The organism is Ruegeria sp. BHSA191 (genome assembly GCF_059613325.1).
In genome coordinates this window covers 186,362-208,212 of the sequence record NZ_JBXWSH010000006.1, presented here as the reverse complement: position 1 = coordinate 208,212, position 21,851 = coordinate 186,362, and the positions used below count along the sequence as shown (strand labels likewise).

At 61.9% G+C, this 21,851-nt stretch carries 25 protein-coding genes and 1 tRNA gene; 12 read left to right on the top strand and 14 right to left on the bottom strand.

What is annotated here, in order from left to right:
- The first annotated feature begins 161 nt into the window (after positions 1 to 161).
- Positions 162 to 875: an orotidine-5'-phosphate decarboxylase gene (gene pyrF, locus AC2FNS_RS09180; protein WP_496684303.1), complete on the top strand. Its 714-nt coding sequence runs from the start codon at positions 162 to 164 to the stop codon at positions 873 to 875.
- 359 nt (positions 876 to 1,234) lie between these two features.
- On the top strand, positions 1,235 to 2,488 hold the full coding sequence (locus AC2FNS_RS09175; RefSeq protein WP_496797648.1) for a DNA polymerase IV: 1,254 nt from the start codon (positions 1,235 to 1,237) through the stop codon (positions 2,486 to 2,488).
- Here the strand turns inward: AC2FNS_RS09175 and AC2FNS_RS09170 are convergent, their stop codons facing one another.
- Positions 2,489 to 3,349, bottom strand: coding sequence for an N-formylglutamate amidohydrolase (locus AC2FNS_RS09170; protein ID WP_496684297.1), 861 nt, complete (start codon positions 3,347 to 3,349; stop codon positions 2,489 to 2,491).
- A gap of 148 nt (positions 3,350 to 3,497) precedes the next feature.
- Here AC2FNS_RS09170 and AC2FNS_RS09165 point away from each other — a divergent pair.
- The 6 genes from AC2FNS_RS09165 (at position 3,498) to AC2FNS_RS09140 (ending at position 6,689) form a co-directional block, all read left to right on the top strand.
- Positions 3,498 to 3,572 (top strand) — tRNA-Val (locus tag AC2FNS_RS09165).
- 81 nt (positions 3,573 to 3,653) lie between these two features.
- Positions 3,654 to 3,779 (top strand): type B 50S ribosomal protein L36, encoded by a 126-nt coding sequence (gene ykgO / locus AC2FNS_RS09160; protein ID WP_005648635.1) that lies wholly within the window; start codon positions 3,654 to 3,656, stop codon positions 3,777 to 3,779.
- A gap of 223 nt (positions 3,780 to 4,002) precedes the next feature.
- Positions 4,003 to 4,398, top strand: coding sequence for a hypothetical protein (locus AC2FNS_RS09155; RefSeq protein WP_496711699.1), 396 nt, complete (start codon positions 4,003 to 4,005; stop codon positions 4,396 to 4,398).
- A 99-nt stretch (positions 4,399 to 4,497) separates the two neighbouring features.
- Entirely contained in the window at positions 4,498 to 5,511 is a 1,014-nt protein-coding gene (locus tag AC2FNS_RS09150) for a Fe(3+) ABC transporter substrate-binding protein (RefSeq protein ID WP_496688184.1), read from the top strand.
- Between the two features lie 108 nt (positions 5,512 to 5,619).
- A complete protein-coding gene (locus AC2FNS_RS09145) occupies positions 5,620 to 6,174 on the top strand; it encodes a helix-turn-helix domain-containing protein (RefSeq protein ID WP_496681961.1) in 555 nt (184 codons plus the stop codon).
- Positions 6,171 to 6,689, top strand: coding sequence for a GNAT family N-acetyltransferase (locus AC2FNS_RS09140; RefSeq protein ID WP_496688180.1), 519 nt, complete (start codon positions 6,171 to 6,173; stop codon positions 6,687 to 6,689). The genes AC2FNS_RS09145 and AC2FNS_RS09140 overlap by 4 nt, the downstream gene beginning before the upstream one ends.
- Here the strand turns inward: AC2FNS_RS09140 and AC2FNS_RS09135 are convergent.
- The 4 genes from AC2FNS_RS09135 to AC2FNS_RS09120 form a co-directional block, all read right to left on the bottom strand.
- A complete protein-coding gene (locus AC2FNS_RS09135) occupies positions 6,686 to 7,324 on the bottom strand; it encodes an AAA family ATPase (protein ID WP_496711698.1) in 639 nt (212 codons plus the stop codon). The two genes, AC2FNS_RS09140 and AC2FNS_RS09135, sit on opposite strands and share 4 nt — an antisense overlap.
- A complete protein-coding gene (locus AC2FNS_RS09130) occupies positions 7,321 to 8,097 on the bottom strand; it encodes an ATP-binding cassette domain-containing protein (protein WP_496681957.1) in 777 nt (258 codons plus the stop codon). Before AC2FNS_RS09130 ends, AC2FNS_RS09135 begins: the two co-directional genes overlap by 4 nt.
- Complete coding sequence (locus tag AC2FNS_RS09125; protein WP_496681955.1) at positions 8,097 to 9,170, bottom strand: ABC transporter permease; 1,074 nt, start codon at positions 9,168 to 9,170, stop codon at positions 8,097 to 8,099. The genes AC2FNS_RS09130 and AC2FNS_RS09125 overlap by 1 nt, the downstream gene beginning before the upstream one ends.
- Before the next feature lie 114 nt (positions 9,171 to 9,284).
- Entirely contained in the window at positions 9,285 to 10,253 is a 969-nt protein-coding gene (locus AC2FNS_RS09120; protein WP_496681953.1) for a sugar ABC transporter substrate-binding protein, read from the bottom strand.
- A gap of 305 nt (positions 10,254 to 10,558) precedes the next feature.
- Between AC2FNS_RS09120 and AC2FNS_RS09115 the strand changes: the two genes are divergently transcribed.
- Complete coding sequence (locus AC2FNS_RS09115) at positions 10,559 to 11,683, top strand: ROK family transcriptional regulator (protein WP_496711704.1); 1,125 nt, start codon at positions 10,559 to 10,561, stop codon at positions 11,681 to 11,683.
- A gap of 51 nt (positions 11,684 to 11,734) precedes the next feature.
- Here the strand turns inward: AC2FNS_RS09115 and AC2FNS_RS09110 are convergent, their stop codons facing one another.
- Both AC2FNS_RS09110 and AC2FNS_RS09105 read right to left on the bottom strand, forming a co-directional pair.
- Entirely contained in the window at positions 11,735 to 12,211 is a 477-nt protein-coding gene (locus tag AC2FNS_RS09110) for a GNAT family N-acetyltransferase (protein WP_496711697.1), read from the bottom strand.
- Positions 12,212 to 12,523, bottom strand: coding sequence for an ETC complex I subunit (locus tag AC2FNS_RS09105; protein WP_149777332.1), 312 nt, complete (start codon positions 12,521 to 12,523; stop codon positions 12,212 to 12,214).
- 160 nt (positions 12,524 to 12,683) lie between these two features.
- Here AC2FNS_RS09105 and uvrB point away from each other — a divergent pair, with 160 nt between their 5' ends.
- Positions 12,684 to 14,870: an excinuclease ABC subunit UvrB gene (gene uvrB / locus AC2FNS_RS09100; RefSeq protein ID WP_496711696.1), complete on the top strand. Its 2,187-nt coding sequence runs from the start codon at positions 12,684 to 12,686 to the stop codon at positions 14,868 to 14,870.
- Between the two features lie 3 nt (positions 14,871 to 14,873).
- On the opposite strand, the gene AC2FNS_RS09095 is transcribed toward uvrB, so the two are convergent.
- Entirely contained in the window at positions 14,874 to 15,671 is a 798-nt protein-coding gene (locus tag AC2FNS_RS09095; protein WP_496711695.1) for a DUF3800 domain-containing protein, read from the bottom strand.
- A 194-nt stretch (positions 15,672 to 15,865) separates the two neighbouring features.
- Between AC2FNS_RS09095 and AC2FNS_RS09090 the strand changes: the two genes are divergently transcribed.
- Positions 15,866 to 16,573: an ORF6N domain-containing protein gene (locus tag AC2FNS_RS09090; protein ID WP_496711694.1), complete on the top strand. Its 708-nt coding sequence runs from the start codon at positions 15,866 to 15,868 to the stop codon at positions 16,571 to 16,573.
- On the opposite strand, the gene AC2FNS_RS09085 is transcribed toward AC2FNS_RS09090, so the two are convergent.
- The 5 genes from AC2FNS_RS09085 to AC2FNS_RS09065 all read right to left on the bottom strand — a co-directional run bounded on the left by AC2FNS_RS09085 (position 16,570) and on the right by AC2FNS_RS09065 (position 18,696).
- Positions 16,570 to 16,923, bottom strand: coding sequence for an MmcQ/YjbR family DNA-binding protein (locus AC2FNS_RS09085; protein ID WP_496711693.1), 354 nt, complete (start codon positions 16,921 to 16,923; stop codon positions 16,570 to 16,572). The two genes, AC2FNS_RS09090 and AC2FNS_RS09085, sit on opposite strands and share 4 nt — an antisense overlap.
- 64 nt (positions 16,924 to 16,987) lie before the next feature.
- Positions 16,988 to 17,215, bottom strand: coding sequence for a hypothetical protein (locus AC2FNS_RS09080; protein ID WP_496681939.1), 228 nt, complete (start codon positions 17,213 to 17,215; stop codon positions 16,988 to 16,990).
- A gap of 177 nt (positions 17,216 to 17,392) precedes the next feature.
- The gene (locus AC2FNS_RS09075) at positions 17,393 to 17,731 is read right to left on the bottom strand and encodes an excalibur calcium-binding domain-containing protein (RefSeq protein ID WP_496711692.1); all 339 of its coding nucleotides are present in this window, start codon (positions 17,729 to 17,731) and stop codon (positions 17,393 to 17,395) included.
- 164 nt (positions 17,732 to 17,895) lie between these two features.
- Complete coding sequence (locus AC2FNS_RS09070) at positions 17,896 to 18,303, bottom strand: universal stress protein (RefSeq protein ID WP_496711691.1); 408 nt, start codon at positions 18,301 to 18,303, stop codon at positions 17,896 to 17,898.
- A 72-nt stretch (positions 18,304 to 18,375) separates the two neighbouring features.
- Positions 18,376 to 18,696 carry an antibiotic biosynthesis monooxygenase family protein gene (locus AC2FNS_RS09065; RefSeq protein ID WP_496711690.1) on the bottom strand — a complete coding sequence of 107 codons (321 nt, stop codon included), beginning with the start codon at positions 18,694 to 18,696 and terminating at the stop codon, positions 18,376 to 18,378.
- Positions 18,697 to 18,848: 152 nt separating this feature from the next.
- Between AC2FNS_RS09065 and AC2FNS_RS09060 the strand changes: the two genes are divergently transcribed.
- Positions 18,849 to 19,514 (top strand): hypothetical protein, encoded by a 666-nt coding sequence (locus tag AC2FNS_RS09060; protein WP_496711689.1) that lies wholly within the window; start codon positions 18,849 to 18,851, stop codon positions 19,512 to 19,514.
- Positions 19,515 to 19,557: 43 nt separating this feature from the next.
- Here the strand turns inward: AC2FNS_RS09060 and AC2FNS_RS09055 are convergent, their stop codons facing one another.
- Positions 19,558 to 21,843, bottom strand: a complete 2,286-nt coding sequence (locus AC2FNS_RS09055) for a glycosyl hydrolase family 28-related protein (RefSeq protein ID WP_496803822.1) — start codon at positions 21,841 to 21,843, stop codon at positions 19,558 to 19,560.
- Between the last annotated feature and the right edge of the window lie 8 nt (positions 21,844 to 21,851).

Here is a 21,851-nt window from a genome sequence, read left to right as displayed (position 1 = left end):
TCCGTTTCACCGGCCCAGACTGCGCCCGCCCCGGCCAAAACAGCCGCTGAGGCGACCACACCCAACCGTATCATCCCGTATTTTCCTGCGTCTTTTCTTGTCTGATTGTGCCGCACGCTCTACAGAAGCGCCGATCCCGTCAAGCTTGAAAGGTCGAAACAATGCCCCAAACCGCCGATGACCGCCTGATCGTCGCCCTCGACGTCCCCAACGCGCTGGAAGGGCTGAAGCTGGCCGAGACGCTGGGCGACGCCGTTTCGTTCTACAAGATCGGCCTGGGCATGCTGACCGGGGGCGGGCTGGCGCTGGCCAACGAGCTTAAACAAGAACACGGCAAGCGCATCTTTCTGGACATGAAGCTGTTCGACATCGGCAACACGGTCGAGAATGCCGTACGAGGGCTGGCGCAGTTCGATCTGGATTTCCTGACCGTCCATGGCGACCCCCACGTGGTGCGTGCCGCTAAGGAAGGCGCGGCAGGCAAGGATCTGAAGATTCTCGCGGTGACGATCCTCACCTCGCTGAACCGTGAAGATCTGGATGCCGGCATGATGAAGGCCGGCGACATGCAGGACATGGTGGTGGAGCGCGCGGCCCGCGCCTTCGAGGCCGGGGCCGACGGCGTGATCGCCAGCCCGCAGGAGGCCGCTCTGATCCGCGCCCTGCCCCAGTCCCAGGACCGACTGATCGTCACCCCTGGTGTGCGGCCCTCGGGGGCCGATCTGGGCGACCAGAAGCGGGTCGCCACCCCGGCCAGAGCGATCGCAGACGGGGCCGATCACATTGTGGTCGGACGACCGATCTATCGTGCCGAAGACCCCAAGGCGGCCGCGCGGTCGGTTCTTGAGGAACTGAAATCGGTGCCGCAGGTTTAAGCGCGGCACGCCTTCGCGCGGGGTCTTTTTCGCAGGAAGCGGCGCGCAACCGATTGACCTTGCGTCACTTTTCCCTCGTTCCGCGCCGAATTGTCCCTGTGCCCGAAAACACACATGCGAAACCTCGGTTTTGCCCGGAGCGTCAAAACCCTGTCAAAATAGGCATTTTCGCGCGATTCTGGGCCAGAGACACTCCCCGACGGACTGCGACTTCCTGAGGTCCGTTACCTCCCCCCGCGCATCGGCGGGGGGTCTTCTTTCTCCTTCCGGAACTCTTCGGCCAACCGCTTTGATCTGGCGCGCGGGCTACGATAGGGTACAGCTTCTGGTTCATCGTCATGCTGCGCATGGAGAATGTGATGCCCGGTCTCTGCCGCGATTGCCTGACCCGTCTGGGTGACGAACGGCGCTGCCCAACCTGCGGCAGCCCGCGGGTTCTGCGCCATCCGGAACTTTTCGACCTGACCATTGCGCATATGGACTGCGACGCCTTCTATGCCTCGGTCGAAAAGCGTGACAACCCCGAGCTGGCCGACAAGCCGGTGATCATAGGCGGCGGGCGGCGCGGGGTGGTGTCCACCGCCTGCTACGTGGCGCGCATCCGCGGCGTGCGCTCGGCCATGCCGATGTTCCAGGCGCTGAAGCTGTGCCCCGACGCGGTGGTGATCAAGCCGCGCATGTCGGTCTATGCCGAGGTCTCGCGCCAGATCCGCGCGATGATGGACGAGCTGACCCCGGACGTGGAGCCGCTGTCGCTGGACGAGGCCTTCATGGACCTGTCCGGCACCCAGCGCCTGCACGGCGCGCCGCCCGCGGTGATGCTGGCGCGGCTGGTCAGGCGGATGAAGCACGAGCTGGGCCTGACCGGCTCGATCGGGCTGTCGCACAACAAGTTCCTGGCCAAGGTGGCATCCGATCTGGACAAGCCGCGCGGCTTCTCGGTGATCGGCAAGGCCGAGACGGCGGATTTCCTACATGACAAGCCGGTAAGGTTGATCTGGGGCATCGGCCCGGCCGCTCAGGACTCGCTGGAGCGGGCCGGCATCCGCACCTTCTCGGACCTGCTGCGTTGGGATCAAGAGGCGCTGACGGCACGGTTCGGCGCGATGGGCCATCGCCTTTGGCACCTGGCGCGCGGACAGGACAAGCGCCGGGTCTCGGCGCAAACGCCGATGAAATCCATCAGCAACGAGACCACATTCTTCGAGGACACCTCCGACCCTGACATTCTGGACGGGCATCTGTGGCGGATGGCGGAAAAGGTGGCCGACCGCGCCAAGGCCAAGGGGCTGGCCGGGCGGGTGGTGACGCTCAAGCTGAAACGGGCCAACCACAAGATCCTGACGCGGCGCGTGTCGTTGCGCGACGCAACCCAGATGGCCGACCGGATCTATCGCACCGCGCGCGGCCTGTTCGATCAGGTCGGCGATCAGGGGCCGTACCGCCTGTTGGGTTGCGGCTTGTCAGATCTGTGTCCGGCGGAACAGGCCGATGCCTTGGGCGACCTGCTGGAGCCCGGCGCCGCCCAGCGCAGCAAGGCCGAACGCGCTGCGGACGAGATCCGCCGCAAGTTCGGCAGCGATGCAATCGTGAAAGGGCGTGCGCTGCGCTAGCTATTCCGCGGCCAGACGCTCGGGCTGTGCCCCGATCCGGGCGATATCGGCGATCACCCGCGCCAGAACCGCGCGGAACGAGTCAAAGTCGGCGTTGGGTTCGATCGTAGATTCATCCATGTAGAGCGCGCGGTCGATCTCGATCTGTATGGCGTGCTGATTTCGCGCCGGACGGCCGTAGGTCTGCGTCACGTAGGCCCCCGCAAACGGCGTGTTGCGGACCACGGTCAGCCCGGCCGAGACAAAGGCCGCTTCGATCTGATCCACGATCACCCCCGAAGCCGACGCACCGAACCGGTCACCCAGTACAATCTCCGGGCGGCGCCCATGCGCGGTTCCGGCCAGGGCCACCGCCTCGTGCGGCATCGAGTGGCAGTCGACCAGAATCGCCTGCCCGAAGGAGCCGATCGATTCAGCCAGCAGTGATTTCAGCCGGGCGTGATAGGGCCGCCAATAGGTGTCGATGCGCAGACGGGCCTCATCCATGGTCAGCTTGCCGCTGTATATCGCGCGGCCATTTGCCACCACCCGGGGAATCACTCCCAACCCCGAGGCAACGCGCGGATTGTGCCCCGACCGGCGGGCACCCATGATCAAAGCCGGGTCAAGCTCGTCTGCGCTGCGGTTCAGATCCAGAAAGGCCCGTGGCATCTGCGCGGCGATCAGCGGCGCGCCGTGATCCGGGGCAGATGCAAAAAGCTGATCAACGAAGGCATCCTCGGACGAACGAATCACGTCGCGGTTCAGAATCGACCGCTCCAGGAAGGGCTGGGTATAGTTCCGGCCGCTGTGGGGCGAGGAAAACACCACGCACGAGCTGCGTTTCGCGGGCATTTCCAAAGCATATGCGGTGCTGTGCATGTCCACTCCCTCTTTCCGAACAACATAGACTGGAAAATTGTTCGACCAAACCCCTTGAACCCCTGCGCGACTCCTTTTATAGAGCGCTCCACCGGCGCGGGGTTCCGCGCCCCATTTCGTTCTGGGGCGGATCTCGCAAAGGGAAAGTGGGCGGTTAGCTCAGCGGTAGAGCACTTCGTTGACATCGAAGGGGTCACAAGTTCGATCCTTGTACCGCCCACCATCTGTTTCACTGTTTCGGGTCTGACCCGGGGCACCCGCTAACCCAGGCGCTGGCCCGCGCCGCAGGAACTGGAGATAGGCCATGAAGGTCAAGAACTCGCTCCGCTCGCTCAAGAACCGGCACCGCGACTGCCGGGTCGTGCGTCGCAAAGGCCGCGTCTACGTCATCAACAAGACGCAGCGCAAGTTCAAAGCCCGCCAGGGCTGAGGACGGCGAAACACCGTTTCAAGAAACCGCGCCTCTGGGCGCGGTTTTTTTGTGCTCGATCTTCCCCGCGGCCCCGCCCGAGCCCCTTCCGCACGAGCCATGTGATGCAACAGACCGCCATCGCGTAGGGGACTGAAGCGAACAACGCGAATCCTGCCCCTATCGGCCAGCTGATGCCCAACCGTTCGAGTGAAAAGACCATGCGCTCCGCCCGCTCCCGCAAATGTGGAACAACGCCGCGCATCCGCTCATCGGTCGTGAAACCGTCAAGATCCACGCTCATTGCAAGCTGTGCAAGATCAAGTGCGAAGTCGCGCCACCACGAAAAAAGGATGGTCAGACCAACGACGAGCAACAAGCTCCGGGTGAACCCGGTCGGAAAAAAGCGAGCAATCTGACGCAAAGCCAGACCGGCCCCGCGACAAGCCCGAAAAGCAACAGCAGCGTCACGGCTTCCAGCAACACTTCGACTATTTCGAGAGCCCCTCCGCCATTTGCGCCCAACCGACCTGACGCCGGCGCTTGCCGCTGTCCGGCGGAGCGGCTCTACCAATTGGCTCCAACATGGTTAACGAACTGGTTACCCCCCACGAGCGCCGCGGCATTTTTGACCAAGTAATTTTGTCAGATTTCCTTGCATCTGGCCCGAAATCGTTTAATTGAGCAAATCAGTCGGGAAATACCCGCTCCTGAGATTCGACAACTGGGACCAACACAGATGAAAACCAAGCGCTTTATCGCCGCCGCCCTGTCGGCCCTGATCGCCGGATCGGCCGCCGCCGAAGGCGAGCTGAACCTGTACTCCTCGCGCCACTACGATACCGACGAGCGCCTCTACACCGATTTCGAAGAGGCCACCGGCATCAAGATCAACCGCATCGAAGGCAAGGCCGACGAGCTGATCGCACGGATGGAAGCCGAGGGCGCGAACTCGCCCGCCGACATCCTGCTGACCGTGGACACCTCGCGCCTAGCGCGGGCCAAGAACGCGGGCCTGCTGCAGGCGGTCAACAGCGACGTGCTGGAAGAGCGCATCCCCGCCAACCTACAGGACGAGGACAACCAGTGGTTCGGCTTCTCGCAGCGCGCGCGCATCATCTTCTACGACAAGAATGACGTGACCAACCCGCCGGCAACCTACCTGGACCTGGCGAATCCCGAATACAAAGGGCTGGTCTGCATCCGCTCGTCGACCAACACCTACAACCAGACGCTGCTGGCCTCGATCATCACCCATCACGGCGCCGAGAAGGCCAAGGAATGGGCCGCGGGCGTGGTCGCCAACATGGCGCGTGACCCGCAGGGCGGCGACACCGACCAGCTGCGCGGCATCGTCTCGGGTGAATGCGAGATCGCCGTGTCGAACTCCTACTACTTTGCACGCGCCCTGCGCAAAGACGTCAAGGGCCTGTCGGACAGCGTCGACATGATCGGCATCCAGTTCCCGTCGCAGGACGCGGAAGGCGCGCATATGAACCTGTCGGGCGCCGGTGTCGCGGCACATGCTCCGAACAAGGACGCCGCCATCAAGTTCCTGGAGTATCTCGCCAGCGATAAAGCGCAGGTCTATTTCTCGAACGGCAATGACGAATACCCTGCCGTTCCCGGCGCGCCGCTGGCCGAGAACGTGGCTGCTCTGGGTGAGTTCAAGGCCGACGACGTGAACCTGTCTGAAGTCGCCAAGAACATCCCCGAGGCCCAGAAGATCTTCAATGAGGTTGGCTGGAAGTAAGCCGCCATCATATCGAGCAGCTCAAGGGGCGCGGCAAACGCGCCCCTTTTTATTTTATTTATTTCTGTTACTTTTCTCATTATCGAAAATGTTTCCCGGATATGACCAATGCTTGACTGCTTGTCCAGCCGCCTCGCCCGCCACCTGAGCGACCTGCGCCGCAGTCGGGGCTGGTCGCTTGAACAACTCGCCCAGACCAGCGGGGTCAGCCGAGCCACTCTGTCTCGCATGGAGAAGGCCGAGGTCAGTCCGACAGCCGAGAATCTTGGCCGGTTGTGCGCAGCCTACGGACTGCCGATGTCGCGCCTGTTGATGATGGTCGAGGACAGCTTCGACCCCAAGGTTCCGTACGAACGGCAGATCGAGTGGCGCGACCCCGAAACCGGGTTCACGCGCCGATCGGTGTCGCCGCCCTCGGCGGGGCTGACGGGCGAGGTCCTGGAATGTCACCTGCCACCCGGCACCACGATCGCCTATGACGCGCCGCCACGACCCGGGCAGGAACACCACCTGGTCGTGCTGGATGGCGCGCTGACCCTGACGGTCGATGGCACGCCCCACGCGCTGAACGCGGGCGACTGCCTGCGCTATCACCTGTCCGGCGCAACCCGTTTTGAAACCGAGGCGTCCCGCGGCGCCCGCTACATTCTGGTGCTGATATGATTACACGCCTGACCGAAACAACTTTTGACCAGGCGGTGGACGATCTGGCGGATATCCTGCACGGCTGCGTGCATACCGGCGCCAGCATCGGGTTCATTCTGCCGTTTTCCCGCGACGCCGCGCGCGCCTATTGGCAGGAGCGCGTGCGCCCCGGGCTGTCAGCCGGAGAGCTGGATCTTTTCGTAGCCCATGATGACGGACGCATCCAAGGGACGGTTCAGCTGATTCCGGCTGCGATGCCCAACCAACCGCACCGCGCCGATGTGGCCAAGCTGCTGGTGCATCCCGACGCACGGCGGCGCGGGCTGGGCCGCGCCTTGATGGGTGCCCTGCTAGAGCGCGCCACCGAACTTGGCCGAACCCTGTTGGTGCTGGACACGCGCAGCACCGACCCCTCGCGTATCCTGTACCAAAGCCTGGGGTTTAAAACTGCCGGAGAGATTCCCGGCTATTGCCGCAACCCGTTCGAGCCCGTGTTCGAACCAACCACCTACATGTACAAGGCGCTGGGCTAACGCAGCACTAGGTCGGCCGAGCCCGAGTTCTGCACCACGCGCCGGGCGTTGGGAATGTCATTGGCGAAGGCTCGGCGCTCGGCTTCGTCGCGAGGCAGGCCCAGCCCGATCCAACGGTCCAGCAAGCGCGCCTCCAGCGTGGGCAATGGCACGTCCAAAAACACGGTCAACGCCCACAGGTCGCGCAGATCGCGCCACCCCGGTTCGTCCAGCAGGAGATAATTTCCCTCTACGATCACCACCTTCTGGTCGCGGGTTACGAACGAACAGGCGGCGATGGACTTGTCGAGCACACGGTCGAACTCGGGCACGGCGACCTCGTCTTCGGCCTGGAGGCGGCGCAACGAGGCATGAAAGCCCGGCAGGTCGAATGTCTCGGGCGCACCCTTGCGCGGCAGCAGATCGCGCGCCGTCAGAATCTGGTTGTCATAGTGGAAACCATCCATCGACAGCAGACCGGTCGGAATGCCGCGCACCTGCAGCGCCTGTTGTGCAAGCGCGGCCACCGTGGATTTCCCCGCGCCCGGCGGCCCGGCCACGGCGACAAGCTGGCGCGTTTCACGGGCCGCCAGCCCGGCTGCGGCGTCGGCGATCCGCTCGGCCAGCGCCTGCGGCGATGACCCTGCAGCCGTCATGCCGCGCGATCCTGTTCCGGCGGCTCTTTGGCGCCCGTCATGAACGCCACGGCATCGGACATGGTGTAATCATTGGGGTCGATCACGCAGAGCCGCTTGCCCAACCGATGCACATGGATGCGGTCGGCCACTTCGAACACATGGGGCATGTTGTGGCTGATCAGAATGATCGGAATACCACGCGATTTCACGTCTTGGATCAGCTCCAAAACCCTCCGGCTTTCCTTGACACCAAGCGCCGCGGTGGGTTCGTCGAGGATGATGACTTTGGATCCGAACGCCGCCGCCCGGGCCACGGCAACGCCCTGACGCTGTCCACCCGACAAGGTCTCGACCGCCTGGTTGATGTTCTGGATCGTCATCAGCCCCAGTTCGTTCAGCTTGTCGCGGGCGAACTTCTCCATCGCAGGGCGGTCGAGCATCCGGAATACCGAGCCCAAAGGACCCTTGCGCCGGATCTCGCGCCCCATGAACATGTTGTCGGTGATCGACAGGGCGGGCGACATGGCCAACGTCTGATAGACCGTTTCGATCCCGGCTTCGCGTGCGTCGATGGGCGAGTGGAAATCGACCTTGCGCCCTTCCAGCCAGATCTCGCCCTCATCCGGGGCGACGGCACCGGAAACCGCCTTGATCAAGGTCGATTTACCTGCACCGTTGTCGCCGATCACGGCCAGGATTTCGCCCGGCATCAGGTCGAAATCGCAATGATCCAGCGCCGTGACCCTGCCATAGCGTTTGACCAAGTTGCGCCCTTTGAGAATGGGTTCCATCACGCTGCTACCTTTCTGATCCACTGGTCCACGGCCACGGCGGCGATGATCAGCATACCGATAAGAAGGAAGGTCCACTGCGCATCCGCGCCCAACAACCGCAGGCCGAGGGTGAACACGCCCACGATCAGCGCCCCGAACAACGAGCCCAGGATCGACCCGCGCCCCCCGAACAAAGAAATGCCTCCGATCACGACGGCGGTGATGCTTTCGATGTTGGCCAACTGCCCCGAGGTGGGCGAGACCGAGCCTATGCGCCCAATCAGCGCCCAGCCGGCAAAGGCGCAAATCAGCCCCGAAAGCATGTAGACCGACATCAGCGTTCGATGCACGTTCACGCCCGACAGCTCGGCTGCCTCGGGGTCGTCGCCCACGGCATAGACATGGCGGCCCCACGCGGTATGCCGCAGCGCATAGGCCAGCACCAGGATCAGCACCAGCATGAAGATCACTCCGACCGTGAACACCGCCCCGCCGACATTGATTTTGGCGCCGAACAGCTGAAGGATCGGGGCGTTGGCCTCGATTTCCTGCGACCGGATGGTTTCATTCTGTGAATACAGGAAGTTGGCGGCCAGTACGATCTGCCACATGCCCAGCGTCACGATGAAGGGCGGCAGCTTGACCCGGCTGACCAGGAATCCATTCACCGCGCCGATTGCGGTCCCGATGGCCAGACCGCACAGGATCGCCACCGTAGGCGGCAGCCCGTAGCGGAAAGTGAACTGGCCCATCACAACCGACGACATGACCATGATCGCGCCCACGCTCAGGTCGATCCCGGCGGTCAGGATTACCAGACTTTGGGCGGCGGCCACGATGCCGACGATCTGCACCTGCTGCAGGATCAGGGTCAGGGCAAAGGGCGAAAAGAACTTGGCGCCCAGCAAGACGCCGAAAATCAGGATCGCCGCCACCAAAACGATCAGCGGCACCAGCGACGGGTTCACATGCAGAAAGTGTTGGACTGTCCCCATGAACCCGCGGTGGTGATCTTCGAATTCGGCAACCTGTTCCGGGCTGCCTTTGGCTGCGGCTTCGAAATCGTCGGACTGTCTCGATGTGTCGGACATCAATGAGGTTCCCCCATGCGCCAAGCTCCCGTCTTGGGGCGACTCTAGCAAAATTTCGGGTGAGGTCGTGGTTCAATTCAGGGGCCGCAGCGCGCGGCCCCTGAAGGGATCAGATCAGCCCCAGCAGAGGTCCATGCCCTCTTTGACCGAGATCGACTCGACGCCAGCGGCCGGCTTGTCCGTTACCAGCGCAACACCGGTGTCATAGAAATCTTTGCCGGGCGTGTTCTCGGGCTTCACGCCCTCGTCGGCCCATTTCTTGACTGCCTCGACGCCAAGCGACGCCATCAGCAGCGGGTATTGCTGCGAGGTAGCGCCGATCACACCGTCGGCCACGTTCTGCACACCGGGGCAGCCGCCGTCGACCGAAACGATCAGCACATCGTTTTCGCGGCCGATGGCCTTGAGCGCCTCATACGCACCGGCGGCAGCCGGTTCGTTGATCGTGTAGACCACATTGACCATCGGATCCTTGGCCAGAAGGTTCTCCATGGCCTTGCGGCCGCCCTCTTCGTTCCCGGCGGTGACGTCATGGCCCACGATGCGCGGGTCGGTCTCGTCGCCCCATTTGTTCGGGTCGCCCAGGTCAATGCCGAACCCCTGCAGGAAGCCTTGGTCGCGCAGCACCCCGACCGAGGGCTGGCTGACTGCCAGGTCCAGCATGGCGATCTTGGCGTTCTGGGCTTCGTCCCCCAGTGTGGCCGCGGCCCATTTGCCGATCAGCTCGCCGGCCAGAAAGTTGTCGGTGGCAAAGGTTGCATCGGCCGCGTCGATCGGCTCCAGCGGTGTATCCAGCGCGATGACCAGCACACCCGCGTCGCGCGCCTGCTGGACGGCGGGGACGATCGACGAGGTATCAGATGCGGTCAAGAGGATACCCTTGGCGCCATCCAGAATGCAGGTCTCGATCGCCTGCACCTGAGTTTCATGGTCGCCGTCGATCTTGCCGGCAAACGCCTTGAGCGTCATGCCCAGCTCTTCGGCCTTGGCGGTGGCCCCCTCTTTCATCTTCACGAAGAAGGGGTTGGTGTCGGTTTTGGTGATCAGACAGACCGTGTCCTGCGCGGCGGCAGCGCTCGCCATGGCTGTCAGGGCCAACGCGGTCGCGCCAGCAAATGCTGAAATTTTCAAAGCTTTTCCTCCCGTTATCTCCGACGCCCGCAGACGTCTTGGGCAAGCGGGCGAAATTCGATCCGCTCCCATGGACAAAACCATCAGGCAATTCCCGATTCCTGTCAATAATTAAATCACTCTTAATTATTATTGACATCCCACGGCCCACGCCACATTCTTGCTGGAACAAGGAGCACCCCGTGACCGAGAAACCCGCAATCGAGACCGGCCCCTCGCACCGCCCGTCAAACGTGCGCGGGACCAACCAAAGCGGCATGCGCGCGCGCAATGAAAAACTGGTTTTGTCGCTGGTCCGGCGCCATCAGGCGCTGGCCAAGTCAGAATTGGCGCGCATGGCCGGCCTATCGGCGCAAACCGTCTCGGTCATCATGCGGCAGTTGGAAAGCGACGGGCTGCTGTTGCGCGGCGAGCCGCAACGAGGCAAGGTCGGACAGCCTTCGGTGCCGATGCGATTGAACCCGGACGGTGCCTATTTCCTGGGCCTGAAGGTCGGGCGCCGCAGCTCGGAGATGGTGCTGACCGATTTCCTGGGGCGGGTTCGCGACCGGTCCCGCACCACTTATGACTACCCCACCCCGCAGCAGACGCTCGATTTCGCAGTCCGGTCCCTGACCCACATGACAGAGGCGCTGTCCGAACCCGCACGCGCGCGAGTGGCAGGCTTGGGCATCGCCATGCCCTTTTACCTGTGGGACTGGGCACAGATCCTGCAGGTCCCGCAGGAAAAGATGGACCCGTGGCGCATGGCCGACCTGCGGGCCAGCCTTTCGGACATCTGCGATGTTCCGGTCTATGCCCAAAATGACGCGACGGCCGCCTGCGGCGCGGAACTGGTATTCGGCCCAACCGAAGGGCCGCGGGATTTCCTTTATTTCTATGTCGGCTATTTCGTCGGCGGCGGCGTTGTGTTGAACGGGTCCATCTTTGCCGGCCGGGGAAACGCCGGCGCGTTGGGGCCGATGCCGGTCTCCGTCGGGTCGGGGCAAGTACTACCCCTGATCGAGGTGGCCAGCCTGTATGTCCTCGAACGCGCGTTGGCGGCCTCTGGTTGCGACGCATCGGGCCTGTGGCATTCGCCCGAGCGCTGGACCATTCCCGCCGACCTGCTCGAGCGGTGGCTGAACCGGGCGGCACAGGGTCTGGCCTATGCCATCCTGTCCAGTTGTAGCCTGATCGATTTCGAGTGCGTCAAGATCGACGGCTGGATGCCGAATGCGGTCAAGTCCCGGCTGATTACGTTGGTTCGGGACCGCCTGTCCCGGCTGAACCTGACCGGGCTGGAAGCACCGTCGATTTCGGCCGGCTCGGTCGGACCTGACGCCCGCGCGTTGGGCGCCGCCAGCCTGCCATTGTCGGACCGATATCTGGTCGAGACGTGAAGCGGCCCTTGAACATGGGCTGTCGAATATGTCGTCGGGTCACCCGGCCGATCAGGACCGGGGCACAAGATCCAAACGCATGAATGCGCTGTTGGGATCGTGATGATATCCAAAGATTGGGCCGCAATAGCCGTAGCCCAACGCCTCGTACAGTTTGCGAGCAGCGTCATAGTCCTGAAGATGCGCCGCGCCGGTTTCCAGAACAAGCGCTGCAAAGCCTTCTGACCGGGCGATTTCAGCCAGATGCTCCATCATCCGGCGGGCCAGCCCCCGGGCCCGCGCCTGCGGCAGCACATGCACCGATTTGACCTCGGCCGTGCCATCGGGCAGCGCCTTGAGCGCCCCGCAGCCCAGCACCTGATCGTCCTCAAGGATCGCCCAGAACCGGATGTCCGGCGCGGTCAATGCATCAGGTTGCAGCGTATGATTGCTCTCTGCAGGGCCGGCCCACCGGCTGTGCGCGACATGGGCCTCTACCACCGGACGCAATGCATCCGATGTCGGATCGGCCGGACAAATCCGGATCATTCAGTGGGTCCAGGGGCCGCGCCGGTCGGTGGCAAAGTTTTCGCCATATCCGCGCGGGCGGATATTGGGCTTGCGCTTGTGGGGCTCGACGACCTGCGCGTCGATGCCGTGTTCCCGCGCATAGTGCAGCGCCTCTTCCTTGGTGTCGAACCGCAGGCGCACCTGGGTCTGGGTGTCGCTGGAAGATGTCCAGCCCATCAGCGGATCGACCTCGCGCGCCGAGGCCGGGGCGTATTCCAGAACCCATTTGCGGGTCTTGGCCATTCCCGACGTCATTGCGTTTCGGGCAGGCTGGTAAATCCGTGCGCGCATGTCGCCTCTCCATACTCGGGTTGTCGCGCCCGTTTATGCGTCAGAGCGCGGGCGGCGACAAGATTGCAATTGCCGCAGGGCGATGCAAATGACCCGCCCGGCGGGGGTTGCATGCGGACAAAATAAGAACAAATGTAAGGGGCCGAAGCGGAGCCTGCCCATGCCCTATGCTCATTCCGACAAGACCCAGCTGACTGCCGACGACGTGCGCACCCGCCTGAAGCTTGAGGGCGGCAAGCGTTTCGTGATGCACACCGAATTCGCCCCTGCAGGCGACCAACCCACCGCGATCAGGGAACTGGCGCAGGGCATTCTGGACGGCGAGCGCAACCAGGTGCTGCTGGGCGCCACCGGCACCGGCAAGACCTTCACTATGGCCAAGGTGATCGAGGAAACCCAGCGCCCCGCCATCATCCTCGCCCCCAACAAGACGCTGGCGGCGCAGCTCTATGGCGAGTTCAAGGGCTTCTTCCCGGACAATGCGGTCGAATATTTCGTCTCGTACTACGACTACTACCAGCCCGAAGCCTATGTGCCGCGCAGCGATACCTATATCGAAAAGGAATCGCAGATCAACGAACAGATCGACCGGATGCGCCACTCGGCCACCCGGGCGCTGCTGGAACGCGACGACGTGATCATCGTGGCCTCGGTCTCGTGCATCTATGGCATCGGCTCGGTCGAGACCTACGGGGCGATGACGCAGGATCTGAAGGTCGGGAACGAATACGACCAGCGGCAGGTGATGGCCGATCTGGTGGCCCAGCAATACCGTCGCAACGATCAGGCCTTCCAGCGCGGCAGCTTCCGGGTGCGGGGCGATTCCCTGGAAATCTGGCCCGCCCACCTCGAGGACCGGGCGTGGAAACTCTCGTTCTTCGGCGAAGAACTGGAACAGATCACCGAGTTCGACCCCCTGACCGGCGAGCGCACCGACACGATGGAGCAGATCCGCGTCTATGCCAACTCGCACTACGTCACGCCAAAACCGACGATGCAGCAGGCGATCCTTGGCATCAAAAAGGAGCTGCGCCAGCGCCTCGACCAACTGGTGGGCGAGGGCAAACTGCTGGAAGCACAGCGGCTGGAGCAGCGCACCAATTTCGACCTCGAGATGCTCGAGGCGACCGGCGTCTGCAACGGGATCGAGAACTATTCCCGCTACCTCACCGGCCGCGCGCCGGGTGAACCGCCGCCGACCCTGTTCGAATTCATCCCCGACAACGCCATCGTCTTTGCCGATGAATCCCACGTCAGCGTACCGCAGATCGGCGGCATGTATCGCGGCGACTACCGGCGCAAGTTCACGCTGGCGGAACACGGGTTCCGCCTGCCCTCCTGCATGGACAACCGTCCCCTCAAGTTCGAGGAATGGGACGCCATGCGCCCGCAATCCATCTTCGTCAGCGCCACCCCCGCGGCGTGGGAGCTGGAGCAGACCGGTGGCGTTTTCACCGAACAGGTGATCCGCCCCACGGGCCTCTTGGATCCCGAGGTCGAAATCCGCCCCGTCGAAATGCAGGTCGACGACCTTCTGGACGAGGTGCGCAAGGTCTCGGCCAAAGGCTATCGCACGCTGGTCACCACGCTGACCAAACGCATGGCCGAAGACCTGACCGAATACATGCACGAACAGGGCATCAAGGTCCGTTACATGCATTCCGACATCGACACGATCGAGCGGATCGAGATCCTGCGCGACCTGCGGCTAGGGGCCTTCGACGTGCTGGTGGGTATCAACCTGCTGCGCGAAGGGCTCGACATCCCCGAATGCGGGCTAGTCGCCATTCTGGACGCCGACAAGGAAGGCTTCCTGCGGTCCGAGACCTCGCTGATCCAGACCATCGGCCGCGCCGCCCGCAACGCCGAGGGCCGCGTGATCATGTATGCCGACCGCATCACCGGCAGCATGGAGCGCGCGCTGGAGGAAACCAACCGTCGCCGCGCCAAACAGATCGCCTATAACGAGGAACACGGCATCACGCCCGAGACGGTGAAGAAGAATGTCGAGGACGTTCTGGCCGGTCTCTATGCTGGCGACGTGGACATGAACCGCGTCACCGCCACCATCGACAAGCCGATGCACGGCGCCAACCTCGAGGCCCATCTGGACGGGCTGCGCGAGCAGATGCGCAAGGCGGCCGAGAACCTGGAATTCGAGGAAGCCGCCCGCATCCGCGACGAGATCAAGCGTCTGGAAGCGGTCGACCTGGCCGTCGCCGACGACCCCATGGCGCGTCAATGGGCGGTCGAGAAAGCCTCGGAAGACGCGGTTCGCTCGCAGGGGCGGTCAACGGCCGGACGGCCGGGGCAGCGGGGTGGGAATGTGAAGCGTAAGCGGCGGTGAGTCTTACTTGCGCATCGGCGCTGCTTTGATCGAACGAAAAAGACCTTCTATGTCTGAGTCGAGTTTTAATTGCTCAAGCGTATGTATTGTCTTTAAGCCGTTCCCCAAAATCTTCCCCGCTTCATCAGCACCAAACCTCTTGCTGAGTTCAACAAAGTATCTTGGTTCTGGGATGCTAAAGTTCTTGGGTGTCTTGTTTGCGCATTGGTAAACCGCGTATGCGGCCAAGTCAGCATACTTCAAGAGAGGTTCTTCCTCTTTTGATCTCGTTGTTATCGCAAAGGGATTAAACACTCGAAGATACTTAGCATCCGAGTGCATTGGATTGTCTTTTATCTTGCCAATGTAGCGTCTCATTGCGTCGTAGTCGTGGTTTCGAGTTTCGAAAATCACTGTTGGCGGCTCGTTTCCAAAACCGCGATTGAGAAGGTATTTCCCGACTCGCTCCAATAAGTAGACGGCACACTTATTGTAGAACTTTTGCGGGTCTTTTTGAGTTCGGTTTGAATATGCACCCAGCGTTGCTTTGTTAGAAACTACCGCAAAATACCGTAAGTTGACTTCGACGCTTTTGCGCGACCAATAAACCGTTTGGCTATGCGAGAGATCAGTTGCGTGTCGCCATTTCTTTCCCAGATCAGAATTCACCGAATCCAGTACACGCCTTGCGTCAATTGCAACCGCTCTGGGCATGACAGCAGCAGCAAGCACAAAGTATGGGGAAGATCCGCCCTTCTTTCCATCACGAATTTTGGCTATTCCGGACTCGCCGCTTTCATCGATGTAAATAAAGCAACTCAATGAGATAACTCTGAAAAAAGAATGTTTGGTTATTCAATAGTGAACCTAATGAGCCATTCGTAAGTCGACAAGTATGTGTCAACGGATAAGTTGGCAATCGAACTAAGCCTGCCATCACCCCTCACTCTACCCTTGCCACTCACCTCCCCCTCCCCCACGCTTGAAATCACAAATTGTGATTCCAAACGGGTGCCATGACGAACACCAAGAACCTGCCCTCCACGCATGAGGTCCAAAGCGCCATTCACCGGGTGCGCGGCACCCGCGTGGTGCTGGCCGATGATCTGGCGCGGTTCTACGGAAAATCCGTCAGCGCCTTCAATCAGGCCGTCTCGCGCAACAAGGACCTGTTCGAGGGCTACCGATTTCAGCTGACCGATGCCGAGGTTGCCGATTTGATATCACAGGATGTGATTTCAAAGCCAAAAGGCCGCGGCGGGCGGCGAGTCAATCCGTGGGTATATACCGATTACGGCGTGGCCATCGCCTCGACCCTGTTCAAAGACCCGCGCGCGATCAAGATCACCCGGATGATCACCGAGGCCTTCGTCGACGGCGCCAACGCCCTGGCTGAAACCCCACGCAGCGCGCCCGAGATCCTGCCGCCCGAAGGCACCCCCGCCCCGCTGCTGACCAATGGCGAGCAGTTGCGGGCGCTGGCCGAAAACATCCTCGATTCCGGGCAGCAAAGCCTGGTCGACTACATCGCCAACCCCACCACCAAGCGGCAGCAGGCGGTGGCGGTGATCATGAAGACCCTTGCCGAAACCGCAGGCGAAGAGGTGCGCACCCAGCACGAGCGTCTACGCCTGCGCATCGCCGAACGGTTGGCCGCGGGCGATTACGCCGATGACGATGATCGCAAGCGGCTGATCGAATTGCTGCAGGCGATGAAGGGCTAAAGCCCCAGCTCTGCCCGCATCTTTTTCGTAAGCTTGGCCACGACCATCTCGTAGGACGTCACGATGTGGTCGCGCAGGGACGCGTCGCTGATCCCGCGTTCGTCGTAAACCTGCAGCCATTTCATGCCGCGCGAGGCCAGATAGGGCGCGGGGCGGATGCTGGGCTGATCCTGCAGTACTTCGTAGGTCAGATCGGTGGCCTTGAAAGTAAAGGCGTCCTTGCCGTCGTTCCAGCCGCAGATCGCAAACACCTTGCCGCCCACCTTCCACACATCCGCGTTGCCCCACTGCACAACGTGGCTCGTGGCCTTGAGAGTGGCGCAGAAGGCGTTGAATTCGTCCCGGGTCATGGGGCGCAGTGTCACCGACCCGCTCAACACTGGCAAGCGGGTAGCGATGGCCATGCCAAAGGGATCAGCCCTTGTCCCAGTGCGCCACCACATCAAAACCGGCCGGCGAGGGCGGTCCTTCCATGAATTCGGCGAAATGGCCCCACAGCTCGGCCACCTTCGGCGCATTCGCGTTCGAGGTTTCCTCGCTCTCGACCACCGAAATCACATATCCGCTGCCGTCTTCGTTCATCACGTTGGTAAAGCAATGCATGCCGGGCATGCCCATTATTTCGGCCTTCAATTCATTCATTTTTGCCGTGGCCGCCTCACGCGTTCCAGGCTTCATCTTGAATTGGGTTATTCTTGCAAACATGGTTTTTCTCCCTGTCTGTGGGCGAAATTGCCGCTTGCAGCTTAGCATACACGGGCAATTTTCCGTACAGACACAGGCAGAACGATCGCTGCATGCGGACGAGACAACCGCAGGTCAATCCACTTGGGGGCGAACGAATTTGGCTGAACCAATTTTGCGTTGAGTTTGGCTTTTGGACCGGTCGGGCCTCGGCGCGACCGATTGAACTGGCGCCGGTGCGTTGAACCGATCTGTCGCGCCGGTTTCGCAGGCGATCCCGTTGCCATCGGGGTCGTTGCGCTCGTGATACCCCAATTGCCCCTTGCGCATCGGGCCAAGCCCGACCGAACGCGCCGCCTCGCAGCCCGCCAGCGCCCAAAGGTGCATCATCGCACCGGTGCGGTCATACTCGGACGTGCGCAGGTAGATACCCAAGGCGATGCCCGCAACGGTCACCGGCAGGGTCAGCACCATGAACAGGATGCGCCACGGCGAAAGCGCCCGCCGCCGCGTTGCCTCCGCAAGACACGTCTGTCGGTAGCCGAGCCTTGGGCGGCCTTCGTTTCATCGATCATGCGCCGTTTCTGAACCAACACTGTGGCAATGCCGTGGCGCCGACACCGAACCGGCCCACGGCGTCAACGCACCACATGCACCGCGCATTTGGCGTGGCGCACCACATGGGTCGCCGTCGACCCCAGCAGCAGATCCTGCATGCCGGGCCGGTGCGAGGCCAGAATGATCAGGTCAGGCTTGTTGGACTCGGCCCAGTCAAGGATCGTACGGCCTGAATGACCCTCAACCACGACGCCCTTGGCGTTTGGCAGCTTTGCGGCCAGGGTGTTGAGCTCGTCCTGGACCGCCTTGCGCGCCTCGGTCAGATATTCTGCCGGCATGTAGGAAATCGCATAGTCGGGAATGTGCTCGACCACATGCAACAGCGTCACCTTCGCATCCGGTGTCGCCAGGATCTTCGCCAGTTTCAGCGGCGCCGAGGTGTCACGCTCGGCATCGAAGGAAATCGGGACAAGAATATTGTGATACATGGCTCGCGCCTCCTTGAGTTTCGCCGGCAGAATGAAACGCCCGGCGGAAACGGACCTTGATCCAGGTCACGGTCAGTCGAAAGTTTCGGCAACGTCGTACATCACCGGCTCGAAACTTTTGCACAGTTCGTTGATCCGACGGTTGCGCTCTCGCATCTCGGGCGTCCGCAGCATGGCCAGAAAGTCCTCGCGCCGCCGCCACTGGGAATAGTTCGCGATCCGCGTCTGGGCGTCGTTGACATGCAGGCCCGCGGCAATGAACCCGGGCTGCTTGGAAATGAAGTCCGCATAGGCGTCCGTCAGCGCTTCGAGCAGGTCCTGGCATGTGCCCGGCGTCATTTCGAACGTGGTGATAACGGTCTGAACATTCGCATCTTTTGAAATCCTGGGCATCTTGCTCCTCCTGTTTTGAGATCAAGATTATCACAGCTTTTCGTAAGGTCTCGGTTTTCCTGCATTGGCGGGAACGCCCCGGTTCAAATGGCATTCAGAGAAATGAAAGCAAAGCTAACACTCTGTTAACCAAGATTGACGAATTTGCCTTCATGACCCGTTTGATCGCGCTTCTGCTCTCTTGTCTTCTTGCGTCCGGCCCGGCGCTGGCCGGTGCCTGGCTGCGCGAACAGAACAAGGCGTTCACGGCCCTGTCCGTGACCGGGTTCCGCCAAGAGGATGGGACGACCGCCTACAAGACGTCGCTGTACGCCGAATGGGGGCTGCGGCCGAACCTGACCATAGGGTTGGACGCCGAGGAACACCGCGATCTCTACGGCCATGCGCTGGTGTTCGCGCGGGTTCCCGTGGCGGATCTCGAAGAGGCGGGGCGTTTTGCCGCCGAATTCGGCATCGGCGCCCATCATCGGCAGCTTCAGGCCTGGGCGATGTACAAGGCGACATTGTCGTGGGGAAAAGGGTTCAAGACCCGGGTCGGCGGAGGGTGGATGGCGGTGGACGCGTCTTTTGAATACCGAACCCACGAGGCGGTGATCCGAAAGCTGGACTTTACCGCAGGCCTGTCCTCGCCGCGGCGCATCGACCCGCTGTTGCAGGTCGAAACCTCTTATGTGTCCGGGCGCCCGTTCTATTGGAGCGCCCGGCCATCCATCACGTATCGCCCGAAAGACGGCCCAAACACCTGGCTCGTGGGGCTCGAGAAGAACTCGTTCAAAGAGTCGGTCGGCCTCAAGCTATCCCTGTGGCGCGATTTCTGATCGCAGGCGACCGGCAGCGCTGAGACTGCCGGTCAACGGACGATCACCTCTCGACGCGCATGACCACAGTGACCTGACCACTCAGGCTTTCTGGCCACCGCAACCGCACCCGATCCTCTGCGCCACCCTGTTGCAATTGCACGTAAGGGGCCGCATAGCGAACCGCGCCCAGCGATGACTTGAGCGCCGCAACGGCCACAACACTGTCGCAACCGCGGGCTTGCCCGCCAAAGGGCAAGGCGCCACCGGAATCGACCAACCAGGCTTGCGCGGCCGAGTTCTGTTCGTGGCGCACCCGCAGAGGGTTGGCGGTTTTAATGGTCACGTTGTGATAGGTATTGTTGGCGAAGGTGACGTTGACAAAGCGGTCTGGGTCCAGCCCGGCAAAGCTGGTGTCGACGCGATCCACCCGATCGATCTTCCCATTGGCGGTACGGAACTTGTTGCCCGTAACCGTCAGCCCGTTCAGGAAGTGGCCGCTTCCATAGGGCCGGATAACGATATAGCTGAACCAGGCCGCGACATCGCTGCTGTAGAAGATGTTGTCAGTGATGCTCATGGCGCTGAACGAAAAGCCCGAGGCATAGTCAGGCGCGGCATCTCGTTCGTTGGTCCATTCGACAAAGCAGTTGTCAATGTAATTCTCGGCAATGGCCGAGCTGTTGTACGTGCCGATCATGACCAACCCGGCGTTCCGCACCCCGTTCGGAACGCTGTCCCCCTGAAAGAAGTGGTTGCCTAGAACAAGGTTGTTGTCGCCGCCCAGCACCGCAAAGTGATGGAACCGCACCGCCCGGTTGTGGCGCAACTTGACGTCATTGGCGTTGGCATTCAGCGCGATCGAACTGCGATCCGGCACATCCAGGGCCTCCTCGCTGGACAGAAACTGACACCCGTCGATCAGCATCCCCTGGCAGCCCACCCCGATCGAGGTGATGCCGCGATCCTTGGGCCGGCTGACGAAACAATTCTTCAATACGAAGGTGTTGCCACCCGGTGCTAGGCGAATGCCGCTGGACCGGCCGTTGCACTGGAATTCGATGTCCTCCATGCCGAATTTCTGCAACGCGCTGAAGCCGCTGAAGTCCAGCAGATACTTGAAATCCACGAAAGTGTAGGTCTGTGTTCCGGCGGCGTCATGGATCGGAGCGTTCAACGTGATCTCGTCCGCGCCTTCGTTTTTGGACCGCACATAGATTTCGCGTCCGACGCCGCTTCCCTGGACCAGGGCGCCGACCGGAATGTTGGCAACGTTTGCCACGTTGGTCAGCCTGTATGGATCCGCCGGATCATAGGTCGCGGTCGAGGTGAACGTCTGGGTATCCCACGCGGTGCTGTCCTTGACGTCGAACTGCCCGTTGCGGATCACGCGGCGGGTGGAATAGCTGGTGCGGTTCGGCACAGCGGCCTGCATATCGATGGGGGCCGAGACCGAAATCTTGCGGCCGCACAGATCCAACGACTCATGATCGACGTTGTTCAATAGCGCCTGAAACGCCTTCTTGAAGGCGAGCGCCTCGTCGCCAAACGCTGTGACATAGGTCGACAGGTCGAAATTCTTGGTCAGCAGCAGCATCCGGTCATCGGGCATAATGACCGTACCTTCGAAATCGACCTCCGAATCCAGCCCCACGTCCTGGCCCAGGTAATAGACGCCCTCGGGCACATAGACCCGGCGGCCGTTGGCGGCTTGATCGGCGGCCTCGAAAGCCGCGGAATCATCAGTGACCCCGTCGCCCACGGCACCGAAATCGCGCACGTCCACCAGGCTGATCATGTCGCGCAGAAACACGCCGGTCACGTCGGTGATCTCGATGTCATCGACGCGCACCACGGCCCCGTTGGCGCCTTCGATATCCAGCCCGAAATGCCCATAAATGGCCGACATGCCCCACGGCATGTCCACGCCGGAGCGCTGGCCAGTGCCGACGATGGCCGTGATCTCGTGAACCAAGCCATAGGCCGTCAGTTGCGTGGCAGGCCCCTGTTCAACCAGTCCCGGAACATGCATGTCGCCGGCACCGCCGGCCCAACCGGCAATCCGTACTTGCGGCAGCGGACCGCTGACCGCCTTGACCCGTGCCTTGATCTGCAAATAGCACCCTGGCAACAGCGGTGTCTGTCCCATATAGCGCAGCTGCTGGATTGTATTGACCTTCAAGATCTCCAGGCACCCGCCGAAATCTGCATCCGCCGGCACGAACGCCCCCGAACCCGATCCATCGTATGTGGGCGTACCGGGCGTCCCGTCGCCGCTTGACCATACATCCAGACCATTCGCGAATTGCGGCGGCATCAACACGATGCCGTCGGTGATTGCCTTGTTCATTGAATACC